Below are 14,472 nucleotides of genomic sequence, written 5' to 3' on the forward strand. Positions count from 1 at the left end.
GCCTCACTCCTTCACCGCACCGGAGCCGGCACCGTTCGCCGGAGCGGTCCCGCTGCTGCCGGCGGCACCCGCAGGGTCGGTTCCGCTTGGAGCGACCCCCGCCTGCGTGCCTTCGGCCATCGGCTCCGCCGGGGTGGGCTGCACGACCATGCCCGGACGCACCTTCTGCGCGCCGCCGACCACCACGGTCTCGCCGGCGGTTAGGCCCTTTTCCACCACCAGCGACTGGTCGACCTGCGCTCCGGTCTCCACCGGGCGCCGCTGCACCCTGTTCTGGTCGTCGAGCACCAGGACGTAGCTGCCCTGCTGGTCCTGCTGGATGGAGGCGACGGGCACCACCGGGCGCTGCTCCGGCTGGTCGCGGCGGAGTTGCACGGTCACATACTGGCCCGGCAGGAGAAGGCGCTGTGGGTTGGCGAAGGTGGCGCGGATGCTGACGGTGCCGGTCTGCGGATCGACGCGGTTGTTGGCGAACTCGACCTGGCCCTGTTCGGCGTACTCGCTGCCGTCGGGCAGGATCAGCGTGGGCACGTATTTCTCCGCCGCGGCCTGGGTCGGCCGGCGCACGTCGAACCGGCGCTGGAAGGCCAGCATGTCGCGGTCGGCGACCGAGAAGACGACGCGGATGGGGTCGAGCTGCACCACCGTCGCCAGCACGCCGGTGGACGGGTTGACGAGGTTGCCCTGGGTCACCACCGTGGCGCCAATGCGGCCATCCACCGGGCTGGAGACGCGGGTATAGCCGAGATTGATCTCCGCCGTGCGGACCTGCGCCTGGTTCATCATCACGTCCGCCTGGGCCGCGTCGCGGTCGGCCAGCGCCTGATCCAGCTGCGCCTGCGAGACGTTGCCGCGCTGCCGCAGCTCGTCGGCGCGGCTGTAGGCGCGCTCCGCCTCGCGCAGCTTGGCCTCTGCACTGGCGAGCTGCGCCTTGGCACTGTCGAGCGCCGCCTGATAGGGCGCCGGCTCGATCACATAGAGCAGGTCGCCCTCATGGACGTCCTGCCCCTCCTGGAAGGCGACCTGCTCCACGGTGCCCTCAATCCGCGGCCTCGCGTCGAAGGAGCGGATCGCCTCGATCCGGCCGATGAACTCCGTCGCCGGGGCCACGTTGCGGTTCTGCACCGGCACGGTTGTCACCGCCGGCGGCGGCGCATTCTGGCCGGCGCCCGGCTGTCCCTGCCCCTTCGCGGGTCCGGCGGCGAGCAGCCCCGCCAGCATCGCCGCGCAGAGGGCGGGAAGGGCGCCGGCGCGGCAGGGATGGGCGGCGGGCATCACGGTCTCCGGCAACATTTTTCGACTGGCCCATAACCGGTTGGATGTGCGATCGGCCATGCGCGAACAACATCCCAGCGGGCGTTCTGCTCCCTGCGCTCGATGCCTTTCGGACTGAAACGTCGCTTTATCGGGAACATCCCGCCACCCCGGTCATTGGACAGGACGGAGAGATCCCGGATTCCGCGAGGCCAAGCCATGCCGACAGACGCCCTACCCTTCGTCCCCTACTGCGGCACCCCACCGGTGCCGGGTGACTTGTCGACGGCCTGGAACACCGATCCATGGCTGTTGGCCGTCTTCGTCCTGGCGGCGGCCGGGCTGGCGACGGTAACGCGTCGGACGCGGACTGCGGGCGGCGCGTCCGGGCACCGGCCCTGGTGCCTCGCCGCCGGCTGGCTGGTCCTGGGCATCGCCTTCGTCTCTCCGCTGTGCAACCTCACCTCCGCCCTGTTCTCCGCCCGCGTCGCCCAGCATCTGCTGACCGTGCAGGTCGCGGCCCCGCTGTTCGTGCTCGGCTGGCCGGCCGGGGCGGTGCGCTGGCCGGGCTGGCTTCGGACCGCGGTCGGGCCGCTGGAGCGGCCTGAGCTGGCCTGGGGCCTGTTCGGCATCACGCTGTGGGTCTGGCACCTGCCGGGCCCCTACATGGCGGCTCTGGCGAACGACGCCGTGCTGTGGCTGATGCACGGCACCCTGCTCGCCGGAGCGGTGGCGGCGTGGCGGAGCGTGCTGGCGCCGGCCGGAAACGCCATGCGCCTGCGCGGGCTGCTGGCGGCCTTCGGGACCTCGGTCCATCTGGCGATGCTGGCGGGGCTGCTGATCTTCGCCGGGACGCCGCTGTTCCCCTACCACCTGACCACCACCGCGGCCTGGGGCCTGTCGCCGCTGGCCGACCAGCAGCTCGGCGGGCTGATCATGGGGGTGGTCGGGTCGCTGGCCTATGTGGCGCTGGTGCTGGCCGGTGCGGCGCGCTGGCTGCGGCAGAGCGCTGACGACCGGATTTGGGACGATCGCACCAAGGACGGCCGGTTCTCCGGCGGAAAGGCCGGGTGAGGGCATGCGGCGCACCCTGACGACCCTCGCCCTGGCGGCGGTGGCGGCCGGCATCGGCGGACTGCTGTTCGCATGGTCCGGCCTCTACAGCGTCGCGGCGACCAAGGAGCACTGGACGCCCGTCGAGATGTTCTTCGAGATGGCGATGCGCAGCTCGGTCGAGACGCATGCCGCCTTCGTCGAGGAGCCGCCCGACCTGAACGACCCGGCACTGATCCGCCGCGGCGCCGGCCACTATGAGAATGGCTGTGCGCCCTGCCACGGTGCGCCCGACGCGACGCGCAACCCGATCTCCCGCCACATGATGCCGGAGCCGCCCTATCTGCCAAGCCAGTTGGCGGACTGGAAGCCGCATGAGTTGTACTGGATCACGCTGAACGGCATCAAATATGCCGGGATGCCGGCCTGGCCGGCGCAGCAGCGCAAGGACGAACCCTGGGCGGTTACCGCCTTTCTCCTGCGGCTCAAAGGGATGAGCGCGGAAGAATACCGCAGCCTCGCTTTCGGCGGGACCCAGCCGGATGGGCGTGCCCGCGTCGCCGATCTGACCGGCCCCGTCAGCGGCCCGGAAACCGGCCGGCTGGGCGAGACGCTGCAGGACTGCGCCCGCTGCCACGGCCGGGACGGCAACGGCGGGGCCGACGGCGCCTTCCCGCGGCTCGCCGGGCAGTCGGCGGACTACCTGTTCGAGACGCTGCGCGCCTATGCCCAGGGCAATCGGTTCAGCGGCATCATGCAGCCCGTCGCCGCCGGTCTGGACGAGGAGGCCATCCGTGGGCTGGCCGACCATTACGCGGCGCAAAAGCCTGCAACACCAACGCCTGCAGCCGGAGAACCCGATCCGAAACTGCTGGAGCTCGGCCGGCGGATCGCGGACTCCGGCGATCCGGGACGCGGCGTCGCCGCCTGCTCCGGCTGTCACGAAGGGGCGGGCGACAGCCGCCATGCGCGCGACCCGCGCTATCCCACCCTGGACGGCCTGCATGCCTCCTACATCGCCGGGCAGCTGCGGCTGTGGCGCGACGAGGCGCGCGGCAACACGGCGCTGTCCCGCATCATGGAGGCCGCGGTCCGCCGACTGACCGACGAGCAGATCGATGCAGTCGCCGAGTATTACTCCCGCCGCGCTCACGGTGACGCCATGGTGAAGGGCGATGACGGAAAATCCTGAGACGACGTCAGGGAACAAGAAGGCCCGCTGCTGATTGTTCATCACATGACCCAGCTGTCGCTTGCCGCGCGGCAGGACAGTACAGGCCGCACCGGGCGGCGGGTCGCCAACATCGAAGCGTAATCGAGAAGGATGGCAACCATGCGTGGGATTTCGAAGATCGTCATGACCGCCACGGCAGCCGGCGCCCTGTTCGCGCTGAGCGCCTGCGGCAGCACGGAGACCTCGCGGACGGCGACCGGCGCGGGCAGCGGTGCCGTGGCCGGTGCCGTCGTCGGCGGCCCGGTCGGTGCGGTGGTCGGTGGCGTCGGCGGTGCCGTCGCCGGCAACACCATGGACGAAAGCCTGAGCAAGAAGACCGACCGTGTGACCGACCGCGCGACTGCGGAGGTTCGGGAAGAGACGTCGGGCAGCGGTTCCGACCGTTCGTCGACCCGCCGCTCCGGCAGCATGTCCTCCAGCAACCTCAGCAGCGAGCAGGTGCGCGAAATCCAGCAGGCGCTGAACGACCGCACCGACGGCCGCGACATCGCCGTCGACGGCATGTGGGGCGCCAACACCCGCCGCGCCCTGATGCAGTTCCAGCGCGAGAACGGCCTGCGCGTCACCGGCCGCGCCGACCAGCAGACCATGGCCGCGCTGAACGTGAACGGCAGCACCACCAACACCGGCACCGCCGGCGGCACGGGCACGACCGGCAACACGGGCACCGGCACGACCGGGAGCACCAACACCATGGGCAACACCACCGGCAGCGTGCCGAGCGACACCCCGCAGAACCAGAGCACTCCGCAGGGCTCGATGGGCCAGACCGGCACCCAGCAGTAATCCGGCAGTCAGGGTCTTCTGAAACCGCATCGCCGGTTTCGAGACATCCGCGGCGGCCCCCTCGGCCGCCGCAGGTGCCTCGGAACCGGCGAAGTCTGTTGAGGAATTGGCGTTGAGGAAAGCCCCGCAAGGGGAGAAGGGCCATTCACGCCCAAAGGCTGTATCTACCTCGCAGATGCGAGATTCGTCCATTCCGTAGCGCCTCCGCAGGGATGACGAGCGGAAAGGTGCGGGGCCATCGGGATGCGCGCAAAGTCCCGTAGGTCAGCGCCTATACCTCGGATCGGCCGTCACCCGCAGGCCGGCACCAGCAGCGCCGGCAGAGCGACCCACAGGATGGCGACCAATGCCGCGCCCGCCCCGGCAATCACGAACCAGCGGGCGAAGCGGCGGGGATCGGCGGAGGCGACATGGCCGGCCGGACCGCGCCCCTGCAGCGCCATCGCCAGCAGCACCGCGACCCAGACCATCGCGAGGACCGTCGCGGCGGTGACCAGCGCCGCCGACATCGGATAGCCGAACAGCATCGCCCCCTCCGGCGCCCGCGCGCAGACCGCGCCGTTGATGGCGTAGACCAGGCCGAAATGCCCGGCCCAGATCAGGAAGGGCGCCAGCATCGCGCCGAAGGTAACGGGAAAGCTGCGGCCCGACATGACGCCCCCCTCTCAGATCGCCAGACGTGGGAACAGGTGCAGAAGCAGAAGGGCGATCGTCCCCTGCGCCGCGCTGTACCAGCCCATCAGCATGGTGTTGTCGAAGGTCACCCGCCGCTCCGCATGCAGAAGCCCGGTGGCCGAGCGGGCCAGCGTATAGCCCAGCATCAGCGTCATCACCGCCACATGGAACGCCTGCCACGCCACCAGCATGTAGGTGATGGCGCCATAGGCGCTGGCCGCACCGACGAGGCCGGTCCCGATCTGGGCATTGGCGTCCAGCAGGATGCCGCCGACCATCGCCGCCCACGCAACGATCAGGCCGACGCGGACGCGGCCGTGCCGGTTGCGGTCGACCGCTCTCCGCGCCCAGCCGATGGCCAGCGCCGACAGCCCCCACAGCGCCAGCCCGCCGGCCAGCCAGGGCAGGCCCGGCAGCCCGTCTCCACCCGCCGGCCAGACATCGGGGCTGACCGTCCACAGGAACAGGTAGGTGAAGATCAGGCAGGCGAAGGCCGTGCCGTCCACCAGCATCAGGACCACCACGCCCCACCAGGAATGGTTCTTCGGCCCCTGGACGTAGACCGGCACGCGCCAGCCGCCGCCGACATCCTGCGGCGGTCGGTCGGTGCCGGCATCAAGGCCCCAAACCCACCAGATCACCATGGCGATGGCCAGCACCGCCGGGATCAGGGAGGGATAATACCACTGCACGGTCAGGCACATGAAATGCACCGCAGTGAACAGCCCGGCCAGGAATGGGCCCCAATGCGGCCCGGGCAACGGCATCAGATATTGCGGCTTGGCCTCGATCGGGCTGGTGACGATGGTCTCGCGCCGGCCGGTCGGGGCGCCGGGCAGGAAATGCGCGCCCTCGCGCACCTCGCGCGACAGGTCCGGCTTGTCCCACAAGGGATAGAGGCCGGTGACGTGCGGGATGCTGCGGGTGCCGTAAAGCTCGTTCGGCAGCCATTCCAGCGTCCCGGCGTTCCATGGATTGTCGGGCGCCTTCCGGCCGCCGCCGAAGGCGCTGCGCGCGATGTCGATCAGCACCAGCAGCACGCCCAGGGCCAGAACGAAGGAACCGACCGTGGAGATCATGTTCAGCAGGTTCCAGCCGAGATCGCCGGGATAGGTGTAGACCCGGCGCGGCATGCCCAGCAGGCCGCTGATGTGCATGGGGAAGAAGGCGACGTTGAAGCCGATGAACATGAGCCAGAAGGCCCAGCGCCCCAGCCGCTCCGACAGCAGCCGGCCGTTCAGCGTCGGCCACCAGTGGTACAGCCCGGCGAAGACAGGGAACACCATGCCGCCGATTAGCACGTAATGCAGGTGCGCGACGATGAAGTAGCTGTCATGGGCCTGCCAGTCGAACGGCACCACCGCCACCATCACCCCGGTCAGCCCGCCCAGCACGAAGATGAACAGGAAGCCGAACAGGAAATGGGTGGCGACGGTCCATTGTACCCGCCCCGCCCCCAGCGTGGCGATCCAGGCGAACACCTGGATGCCGCTGGGCACCGCCACCGCCATGCTGGCGGCGGAAAAGAAGCTGAGCGACAGCGACGGGATGCCGGTGGCGAACATGTGGTGGACCCACAGTCCGAAGCTGAAGAACCCGGTGCCGACCAGCGCCAGCACCACCCAGTCATGCCCCACCAGCGGCCGGCGGGCCAGCGTCGGCACCATCATCGACACCAGCCCGGCCGCCGGCAGGAAGATGATGTAGACCTCCGGATGACCGAAGAACCAGAACAGATGCTGCCACAGCAGCGGGTCGCCGCCGCGCTCGGCGATGAAGAAGGGCCAGTGGAAGGCGCGCTCGATCTCCAGCAGGGCGGTGGCGACGATGACGGCGGGAAAGGCGAAGATGATCATCCCCGCCATCACCAGCATCGACCAGGCATAGATCGGCAGCTTGTCCAGCGTCATGCCCGGCGGACGGGTGCGCAGGATGCCGATCACGATCTCGATGGCCCCGGCAATGGCCGAGATCTCGATGAAGCCGATGCCGAGCAGCCAGAAATCGGTGTTGATGCCGGGCGAATGCTCGTAGCTGGTCAGCGGCGGATACATGAACCAGCCGCCGTCGGGGGCGGCGTCGAAGATCAGCGAGCAGAAGAAGAATATGCCGCCGAAGAAGTAGGCCCAGAAGGCGAAGGCCGACAGCCGGGGAAGGGCAGGTCGCGCGCCGCCAGCATGGAAGGCAGCAGGAAGACGCCGATGGCCTCGACGATCGGCACGGCGAACAGGAACATCATCCCGGTGCCGTGGACCGTGAAGAACTGGTTGTAGGTGCCATGGTCGAGCAGGTCGTTTCCGGGCATCGCCAGCTGCAGCCGCATCACCAGCGCCAGCACCCCGGCGATCAGAAAGAACAGCAGCGCCGTACCGATGTACCAGACGCCGACCTTGGTGTTGTTCACCGCGGTGACGCGCGCGATACCCTGCGGCAGACGCCAGAGGCGGAGCAGTTCCTCCTCCTCGCCCGGCGGTCGGGGAATGGGGCTGGGAGTCGTCCGGCCGCCGGGGAACTCGTCGCGGGGCTCGTCGGTACGCAGCGTCATTTCAGGCTCTCCAGCCAGGCGGCCATGGCATGCAGGGTCTCGCCATCGGTCACGTCGAAGGACGGCATGCGGTTTTCGGGCTTGATGTGCTGGGCGCCGGCGATCCAGGCGGCGATGGTCTCCACCCGCGTCGGCAGCGTCCCGGCGGCGAGCGAGGCACGCGCGCCGATGCGGCTCAGGTCCGGCCCGGCCAGCCCCGCCGCCTCGGTGCCGCGCACCGCATGGCAGGACTGGCAGCCGAGCGCGAAGAAGGCATCGCGGCCACGCACCAGTTCCGGCGTCGGCGGTTCCGGCGCCGGGCGGCGCTGCGCCGCCATCCAGGCGTCGAACTCGCCGGCCGGCAGAACCCGCACGTCGAAGGCCATCAGGGCATGCTGCGCCCCGCAGTATTCGGCGCATTGGCCGCGGTAGAGCCCCGGCCGCTGCGCCACCAGCGGCAGGCGGTTCACATGGCCGGGGATCATGTCGATCTTGCCGGCGAGGCTGGGCACCCAGAAGCTGTGGATGACGTCGGCGCTGGCCACCCTGATCTCCACCGGTTTCCCGGCGGGCAGCACGATCTCGTTGGCGGCGCGCAGCGGTTCCTGCCCCGGCACGAGGTAGCGGACATCCCACCACCACATCAGCCCGGTGACCTCCACCACGAAGGCGGGTTCCGGCGCCAGCGTCGCCAGTCGGCGGGCCAGGGCGAATTCATGCAGTTGGAGCGCGGTAAGCGTGACGACCGGGAACAGGATGCCGCCGCCGATCACCCAGGCGCGGCGGCCGGGAAAGCGCTCCGGCCGGACGAAGGCGGCATAGAGCGCCAGCGCCATCACCACCAGGAAGATCACGGCCCCGCCGATGAACAGGATCCAGCTGGTGACCAGGATCTCCTGCGCACTGACGCCGGCCGCATCGAGCGCCGACTGCCGCCCCTCGCACCCGGCAAGCGCCAGAACCGCCGCCGGCAGGACCGGCCGCAGAGGATTTCGCGCTGTTCGCCGGCTCGGCCCGTCCATGCCACCTCCTGCCGTCAATGGGGAAGGCTCGTCGCCCCGCGCCCCATGGTCCCACCAGGGTCAACACAGCAGAGGCTCAGCGGTTTCCTCGGCACCCTCATCTTCCTTCGGAGAGCGCGGAAACCTATGCGTGGCCTTGAGTGTTGACCCTGGGAAGCGGGCTGCGACGACCGCGCGGCCGGGTTGGGGAGACGATGCATGACCGCCGATACCGGCCGGCCCGCCTACGAGGACAACCGGTCCTTCCTGGTGGGGTTGGCGCGCGCCTTCGCCGGGGCGCTGATCTTCTCGCTGCCGATGCTGATGACCATGGAGATGTGGTGGATCGGCTTCACCATGACGCCTTGGCGGCTGGTGCTGCTGCTGGTCCTGCTGATCCCGCTGCTGATCGGCCTGTCGGTGGTCAGCGGCTTCAAGACCAACGCCAGCCTGCGCGACGACATCGCCGACGCCTTCGTCGCCATCGCGGTGGCGGTGACGATGTCGGCCGTCATCCTCGGCATCTTCAAGGTGCTGTCCTTCGACATGCCGCGCGCGAGGTGATCGGCAAGATCGCGCTGCAGAGCTTCCCCGCCGCCATCGGCGCCATGCTGGCCCGCGACCAGCTGGGCGAGAAGTCGGCCGAGAGCATGCAGCGCCAGGACTCCATGACCTACGGGCAGGAGCTGTTCCTGATGGCGGTCGGCGCGCTCTTCCTCGGCCTCAACGTCGCCCCGACGGAGGAGATGGTCCTGCTGTCCTACATGATGGATCCGTGGCGGGAAATCGCGCTTCTGCTGCTGTCGCTCGTGCTGATGCACGCCTTCGTCTATGCGGTGGAACTGCCCGGCGGGTCGAAGCCGCCCGGCGGCGTGGGATTCTGGAGCCTGTTCCTGCGCTTCACCGTCGTCGGCTACGTCATCGTGCTGGCGATCTGCCTCTATCTGCTGTGGACCTTCGGCCGGACCGACGGCACGGGGCTGGCCGAGATCATCAGCGCCACCGTCGTCCTGGGCTTCCCCTGCGCCATCGGCGCAGCAGCCGCCCGCCTGATCCTGTGACGGGAAGAGAGGGCCCCATGACCCCGCAAGACGCACCGGCCCCCCGGCCCAAGGACTCCGCGACGGAGCGGACCCGGCCTCCGCCGCAACCGGCGGACCGGAAGACGGGCAGGAGCGAGACCGAGCGGGCGACGCCGACCTCCCCCTTGGAATGGGTCGTGGCGGGCATCGGCGCCCTGCTGATCGCCGCGATGATCGCCTACATGGTGCAGTACGGCCTGCGGGAGCACGGCGAGGTGCCCGGCAGGATCGACATCACCGTCGTGGAGACGCAGGCGAGTGGCCATGGCCACACCGTGCGCTTCCAGATCCGCAACCGCACCACCGCCACCGCCGCCACTCTGCGCGTGCGCGGGGAGTTGCGGTCCGGTGACCGTGTGGTCGAGGCGGTGGAGGCCGAGTTCGACTATCTCCCACCCTACTCCGAACGCTTCGGCGGCCTGATCTTCCAGCAGGACCCCGCCCGCTTTGAGTTGCGCATCATCCCCACCAGCTACAGCGAACCGTAGCGCCCTCCGCCGGTCCATCTGCCCAGCCATGTCCGTCCGAATGATCGACAGCGGCGCGTGTCGTGGTTAAATAGCGCCTCTTCAACCAGCGGCACCACCCATGCCCGGGAGCGGTGCCGACGCAGGGCGGGACAGGACGGCCATGGACAAGCTTCACGCGATGCGCGTCTTCGTTCGGGTTGTGGAGGCAAACAGCTTCACCAAGGCGGCCGACACGCTGGGGCTGCCGCGCGCCTCCGTCACCACCACCATCCAGAACCTGGAGGCGTCGCTGGGCGTCCGGCTTCTGCAGCGGACGACGCGCAAGCTGAACCTGACGCTGGACGGCGCCGCCTATCTGGAGGGCGCCACCCGCATCCTGCAGGAACTGGAGGAGGTCGAATCCTCCTTCACCAGCGCGCGCAAGACGCCGCGCGGCCGGCTGCGCGTGGACATGCCGGGCTCCATCGGCCGGCTGGTCATCATCCCGGCGATCCACGAGTTCCACAGCGCCTATCCCGACATCGAACTGATGCTGGGGCTCAGCGACCGGCCCATCGACCTGATCCAGGAGGGGGTGGACTGCGTCCTGCGCGTCGGCGAGCTTCAGGATTCCAGCCTGATCGCCCGGCGGGTCGGCGCCTTCCGGTCGGTGACCTGCGCCAGCCCGTCCTACCTCGCCGCCCACGGCACGCCGAAGACGCTGGACGAACTGCAAAGCCACGTCGCCGTCAAATACTTCACCCGGACCGGCAAGGTCCACGAGCCCAGCTTCGAGCGCGACGGGGTGGAGCGCGAGGTGAAGATGGCCGGCACCGTCTCGGTCAACGACGCCGACGCGTACGTCACCTGCGGGGTGGAGGGGCTCGGCATCATCCAGCCCGCCCGCTTCATGGCCCTGCCCCATCTGCGCAGCGGCGCCCTGGTGGAGATCCTGCCGGACTGGCGCCCGGCCCTGATGCCGATCTCCGCCCTCTATCCGCAGAACCGCCATCTGTCGCCGAAGGTGCGGGTCTTCGTCGACTGGGTGGCGGAGATCTTCGAGCGCTGCCCGCTGATGCAGGGGGAGGATGTGCCGATCGATGCCTGCCGCGGCGAGGCCCACCGGCCCAAGATGCCGGCGAAGGCGCAGAAACTGCCGGTCGCCGTCGATTCCGTCGCCATGGACCAGGAGGGTGCCTGCCTCTGCGTCGTGTGAGCCGGGCGCGTTCCGATTTCTCATGTCACTTCTAACCCCTTCTCCCTTGCGTTAAGGTGCCCGCGCTTTTCGGGCGAGGGGGATGAGATGGACGTTGTTGGTGGCGCGCCGTCGGATGCGCGGCATCTGGAAATCGACGAGCGTCTGAGGAGCGCGCCTCTTCTGGAAGGCTTTTCGGACGAGAACATCCGGCAGCTGGCCGCCATCATGGATGGCCCCTGCAAGATCCCCAGGGCCAGCTTCTGTTCGAAGAGGGCGATCCCGGCGACGCGCTCTTCTTCATCCTCTCCGGCAGCTTCGAGGTCCTGAAGCGCGAGGAGGGCAGCGACGTCCGCCACCGGCTCGCCCTGCTGACGGCGGGCCAGTCCATCGGCGAGGTATCGCTGCTGGACAGCGGCCCGCGCTCCGGCGCCGTCCGCGCGACCGAGGACAGCGAGGTCATCGCCGTTCCGCTCGCCCGCCTGCGCGAACACCCCGACAGCCGGCTCGGCGTGGACGGCCGTCTCAAGATCAATCTGGCCTATGAGCTGGCCGCACGCCTGCGCCGCACCAACGAGGTGACGGTCCAGACCCTGCGCCGCCAGTTGAACGAGGCCGAGAACCGCGTGGAGATGAGCAAGTTCATCTTCCGCCTGCTGGTCGGCCTCTGCTTCTACATGTTCGCTTTGGGCGTCACCACGGCGCTCAGCAAGGTGGTTCCCGACACCTCCCTCATCAGCCTGCCGATCCTGACCGCCTTCGCCTTCGGCGTGTACCGCACCGTCAAGACCAGCCCCTGGCCGCCCAGCGCCTATGGTTTCACCCTGAAGAACTGGCGGCGCAACGCGCTGGAAGGCGTGGTGCTGTCCATCCCCATCGCCCTGCTGATCGTCGTTCTGAAATGGATCGGCGTGACGATGATCCCATCCCTGCAAGGGCAGCCGGTGTTCGACTTCGCGCGGTCCACCGGGCTGTCGCTGGGCGAAATCCTTTTCTACGGCAGCGCCTATTGCGCCTTTACGCCGATCCAGGAAACCATCGCCCGCGGCACCCAGGCGTCCTTCCAGCTTTTCCTGACCAGCAAATACAAGACGGCGGAGGCCATCGTCCTGTCCAACATGCTGTTCAGCGCCACCCACCTGCATGTGTCCATCGCGCTCGCGCTCGCGGTGTTCCCATCGGCCTCTATTGGGGCTGGATCTTCGCCCGGCAGGGATCGCTGGTCGGCAGCAGCGTGTCCCATGCCATCCTCGGCGTCTTCGGGCTGATGGTCGTGGGCATCCCCATCTACTGATTTCGGAACCAGCCGGCCAGGGCGGACAGCCACGGGTCGGCCTCCTCCACCCCCTCCCCCGCCGCGATGCTGCGGGCGAGACGGGCCAGCGGACGATCGCATGGGATCGCGTTCGACACCGCCTGGAGGGTCGCCGCGCGGGGCAAGGCGAGCCCTTGCGTGGAGGCAATCGCCCTCGCCGCCGCTTCGAAGTCGGGACGCGGTTCGTTCGGACACTCGCCGGTCAGTCCAGGGCCGGTCACGTTGATGGCGTCGAGGACGGCCCTCTTGCGCTCCGCCAAGGGCAGGCTCGCCAGGTCGTCCGGCCACAGCGGGGCGCCGATGTGGATGTCCTGACGTGCGAAGCCCAGCGGGAACTCCAGCCGCTCCGGCGCGGGCTCCACCGGCAGGGCGCCGGCGAAGCGGACCGGCACGATGGGAACCTCCAGCCTCGCCGCCAGATCCAGGAACACCCCGGACAGCCGGGACACCGGCGCCCGGCAGGACAGCGACCGCGTGCCCTCCGCATGGACCATGATCGACATGCCGTCCCGCCTCACCGCGTCGCATGCCTGCTCCACCAGCCCCAGCATGGCCGCCGGATCCTCCCGGTCGAACAGCAGCATCATCTGCGGCAGGCAAAGCCCCGGAGCGCTGCCGGACAGGGCCAGCAGGCTACCCAGCCAAGTGTTGCGATGCTCCGCCTTGGCGACCGTCAGGATCGGGCGGCCGGTCAGGGCGGCGGCCACCAGCGTGAAGGTCAGCGACTCCACCGCCACCTGATGGTTGCCGAGGAACAGCGCGCCGCGGTCGCGGATGCGGGCGAGTTGCTCCGGCTCCGCCACGCGCACCTGACCGACGAACTCGGCGGCTAGGGCCGAGAACAGATCCTCCACCGGCCAGTCCCCGGTCCCCAGACGGGAGCGCCAGAAGGCCTTGAGCGGCGCGATGTCGGGAGCGGCGGGGACCGTACCGCTCACCACCCAATCGTTCCCGTCGCGACCGACAGACAGCGGAACCGGATTGAGCGGCGCGCCGGCGCAGCGGGCGACATCGCCCTCGACCGTCACCACACCCGGATGGACGCCGAGCTGCGCCGCCGCATGCTCCTTTGCGGCAATGGCGCGGGCCATGTCGGCGGGGTTGCCCGACACGCCATAGAGGCTCTCCAGGGTTCCCGGCAGCCAGTTGCTCGCCGCCACCTCGCGGGCGCTCAGCCGGCTGGCGCCGTTCTCCGCCCGCGACAGGCGCACGCCGGGTGCCGGCTTGCGGTCGCGCAGGAACGCCTGCCGCGCCAGGGCGGGCGCGTTGCCGAGCGCGCCCTTGGGGAACAGCACGTCGGCAAGCTCCATTTCGGCCCATACCCTGCCATCGGCAATCCATTGCAGCCGCGACCGGGCACGCCCCTGGGCATCAAAGGGAAGCGCACGCACCTCGATGCGGACCATGCCGTCGCGCGGTGTCGGACCGAAGAAGCTCAGCCGCTCGATGGCACTGGGATAGGCGAGCATCCCTGCAGCCCTGTCTCCCCACCAGAGTTCGGGGGCATGGCGGGGCGTGGCATGGAGCCCGGCATCCAGCAGCGCCGGACCGATCGGCCCCGGCACCCGCGCCGCCTTGGCCGCATCCAGATCAGCCGATGCGCCGCGGGAGCCGGTTCGCAACCCGCTCAGCATCCGGAAGGCCGGGCCGTGGAACAGCTCCGCCGCGGCATAGGGGCAAGGCGAGGGCCGGGCATCCTCCAGGGGGGTGAAGGGCTGCGGCGGGGCCGGCCATGCGTCCGCCCGCACCACCCGGCCGGTCGCCAGGATGCCGCCCTCGTCCCGCAGTGTGACGCGCCCGTCGGGCTCCACCGCCCGAACCAGCGTCACCGGCACCGTCGCCCAGCGCTGCACCCTGACATCCTCCAGGGCGGCGACGCAGTCCCCAAGAGCCGCTGCCATGAT

The 14,472-nt window shown here is 69.5% G+C and carries 10 protein-coding genes and 3 pseudogenes; 8 read left to right on the forward strand and 5 right to left on the reverse strand.

What is annotated here, in order from left to right; translation table 11 throughout:
- Positions 1 to 3 precede the first annotated feature (3 nt).
- Positions 4 to 1,275 carry an efflux RND transporter periplasmic adaptor subunit gene (locus F1643_RS07305; protein ID WP_194912276.1) on the reverse strand — a complete coding sequence of 424 codons (1,272 nt, stop codon included), beginning with the start codon at positions 1,273 to 1,275 and terminating at the stop codon, positions 4 to 6.
- A gap of 198 nt (positions 1,276 to 1,473) precedes the next feature.
- On the opposite strand from F1643_RS07305, the gene F1643_RS07310 reads away from it, so the two are divergent.
- The 3 genes from F1643_RS07310 to F1643_RS07320 all read left to right on the forward strand — a co-directional run bounded on the left by F1643_RS07310 (position 1,474) and on the right by F1643_RS07320 (position 4,327).
- Positions 1,474 to 2,328: a cytochrome c oxidase assembly protein gene (locus F1643_RS07310; protein ID WP_194912277.1), complete on the forward strand. Its 855-nt coding sequence runs from the start codon at positions 1,474 to 1,476 to the stop codon at positions 2,326 to 2,328.
- Between the two features lie 4 nt (positions 2,329 to 2,332).
- Positions 2,333 to 3,499 carry a c-type cytochrome gene (locus F1643_RS07315; RefSeq protein WP_194912278.1) on the forward strand — a complete coding sequence of 389 codons (1,167 nt, stop codon included), beginning with the start codon at positions 2,333 to 2,335 and terminating at the stop codon, positions 3,497 to 3,499.
- A 141-nt stretch (positions 3,500 to 3,640) separates the two neighbouring features.
- The gene (locus F1643_RS07320; RefSeq protein ID WP_194912279.1) at positions 3,641 to 4,327 is read left to right on the forward strand and encodes a peptidoglycan-binding protein; all 687 of its coding nucleotides are present in this window, start codon (positions 3,641 to 3,643) and stop codon (positions 4,325 to 4,327) included.
- Positions 4,328 to 4,617: 290 nt separating this feature from the next.
- On the opposite strand, the gene F1643_RS07325 is transcribed toward F1643_RS07320, so the two are convergent.
- The 3 genes and pseudogenes from F1643_RS07325 to coxB all read right to left on the reverse strand — a co-directional run bounded on the left by F1643_RS07325 (position 4,618) and on the right by coxB (position 8,548).
- A complete protein-coding gene (locus tag F1643_RS07325) occupies positions 4,618 to 4,980 on the reverse strand; it encodes a hypothetical protein (RefSeq protein WP_194912281.1) in 363 nt (120 codons plus the stop codon).
- Between the two features lie 12 nt (positions 4,981 to 4,992).
- Positions 4,993 to 7,547: pseudogene (ctaD, locus tag F1643_RS07330) on the reverse strand (cytochrome c oxidase subunit I).
- Positions 7,544 to 8,548, reverse strand: a complete 1,005-nt coding sequence (gene coxB, locus F1643_RS07335) for a cytochrome c oxidase subunit II (protein ID WP_194912283.1) — start codon at positions 8,546 to 8,548, stop codon at positions 7,544 to 7,546. The pseudogene ctaD and the gene coxB overlap by 4 nt, the downstream one beginning before the upstream one ends.
- Positions 8,549 to 8,857: 309 nt before the next feature.
- On the opposite strand from coxB, the pseudogene F1643_RS07340 reads away from it, so the two are divergent.
- The 5 genes and pseudogenes from F1643_RS07340 (at position 8,858) to F1643_RS07355 (ending at position 12,521) form a co-directional block, all read left to right on the forward strand.
- Positions 8,858 to 9,588 (forward strand): annotated as a pseudogene (locus tag F1643_RS07340) (TIGR02587 family membrane protein).
- Positions 9,589 to 9,605: 17 nt separating this feature from the next.
- Complete coding sequence (locus F1643_RS07345; RefSeq protein WP_255542504.1) at positions 9,606 to 10,097, forward strand: TIGR02588 family protein; 492 nt, start codon at positions 9,606 to 9,608, stop codon at positions 10,095 to 10,097.
- A 142-nt stretch (positions 10,098 to 10,239) separates the two neighbouring features.
- On the forward strand, positions 10,240 to 11,274 hold the full coding sequence (locus tag F1643_RS07350; RefSeq protein ID WP_194912286.1) for a LysR family transcriptional regulator: 1,035 nt from the start codon (positions 10,240 to 10,242) through the stop codon (positions 11,272 to 11,274).
- A 281-nt stretch (positions 11,275 to 11,555) separates the two neighbouring features.
- Positions 11,556 to 11,684 (forward strand): annotated as a pseudogene (locus tag F1643_RS24535) (hypothetical protein); the annotation flags it as partial.
- A gap of 81 nt (positions 11,685 to 11,765) precedes the next feature.
- Positions 11,766 to 12,521: a hypothetical protein gene (locus tag F1643_RS07355; RefSeq protein ID WP_255542506.1), complete on the forward strand. Its 756-nt coding sequence runs from the start codon at positions 11,766 to 11,768 to the stop codon at positions 12,519 to 12,521.
- 19 nt (positions 12,522 to 12,540) lie between these two features.
- Here the strand turns inward: F1643_RS07355 and F1643_RS22525 are convergent, their stop codons facing one another.
- Entirely contained in the window at positions 12,541 to 14,421 is a 1,881-nt protein-coding gene (locus F1643_RS22525) for a 1-acyl-sn-glycerol-3-phosphate acyltransferase (RefSeq protein ID WP_370540511.1), read from the reverse strand.
- Positions 14,422 to 14,472: the final 51 nt, after the last annotated feature.

The organism is Azospirillum sp. INR13, from assembly GCF_015390205.1.
GTDB lineage: Bacteria > Pseudomonadota > Alphaproteobacteria > Azospirillales > Azospirillaceae > Azospirillum.

What these genes read in the sequence shown, in the direction of transcription:
- coxB (WP_194912283.1), bottom strand. Translation starts at nt 8,548, where the DNA reads ATGGACGGGCCGAGCCGGCGAACAGCGCGAAATCCTCTGCGGCCGGTC.
- F1643_RS07325 (WP_194912281.1), bottom strand. Translation starts at nt 4,980, where the DNA reads ATGTCGGGCCGCAGCTTTCCCGTTACCTTCGGCGCGATGCTGGCGCCC.
- F1643_RS07310 (WP_194912277.1), top strand. Translation starts at nt 1,474, where the DNA reads ATGCCGACAGACGCCCTACCCTTCGTCCCCTACTGCGGCACCCCACCG.
- F1643_RS07305 (WP_194912276.1), bottom strand. Translation starts at nt 1,275, where the DNA reads ATGCCCGCCGCCCATCCCTGCCGCGCCGGCGCCCTTCCCGCCCTCTGC.
- F1643_RS07350 (WP_194912286.1), top strand. Translation starts at nt 10,240, where the DNA reads ATGGACAAGCTTCACGCGATGCGCGTCTTCGTTCGGGTTGTGGAGGCA.
- F1643_RS07320 (WP_194912279.1), top strand. Translation starts at nt 3,641, where the DNA reads ATGCGTGGGATTTCGAAGATCGTCATGACCGCCACGGCAGCCGGCGCC.
- F1643_RS07315 (WP_194912278.1), top strand. Translation starts at nt 2,333, where the DNA reads ATGCGGCGCACCCTGACGACCCTCGCCCTGGCGGCGGTGGCGGCCGGC.
- F1643_RS07345 (WP_255542504.1), top strand. Translation starts at nt 9,606, where the DNA reads ATGACCCCGCAAGACGCACCGGCCCCCCGGCCCAAGGACTCCGCGACG.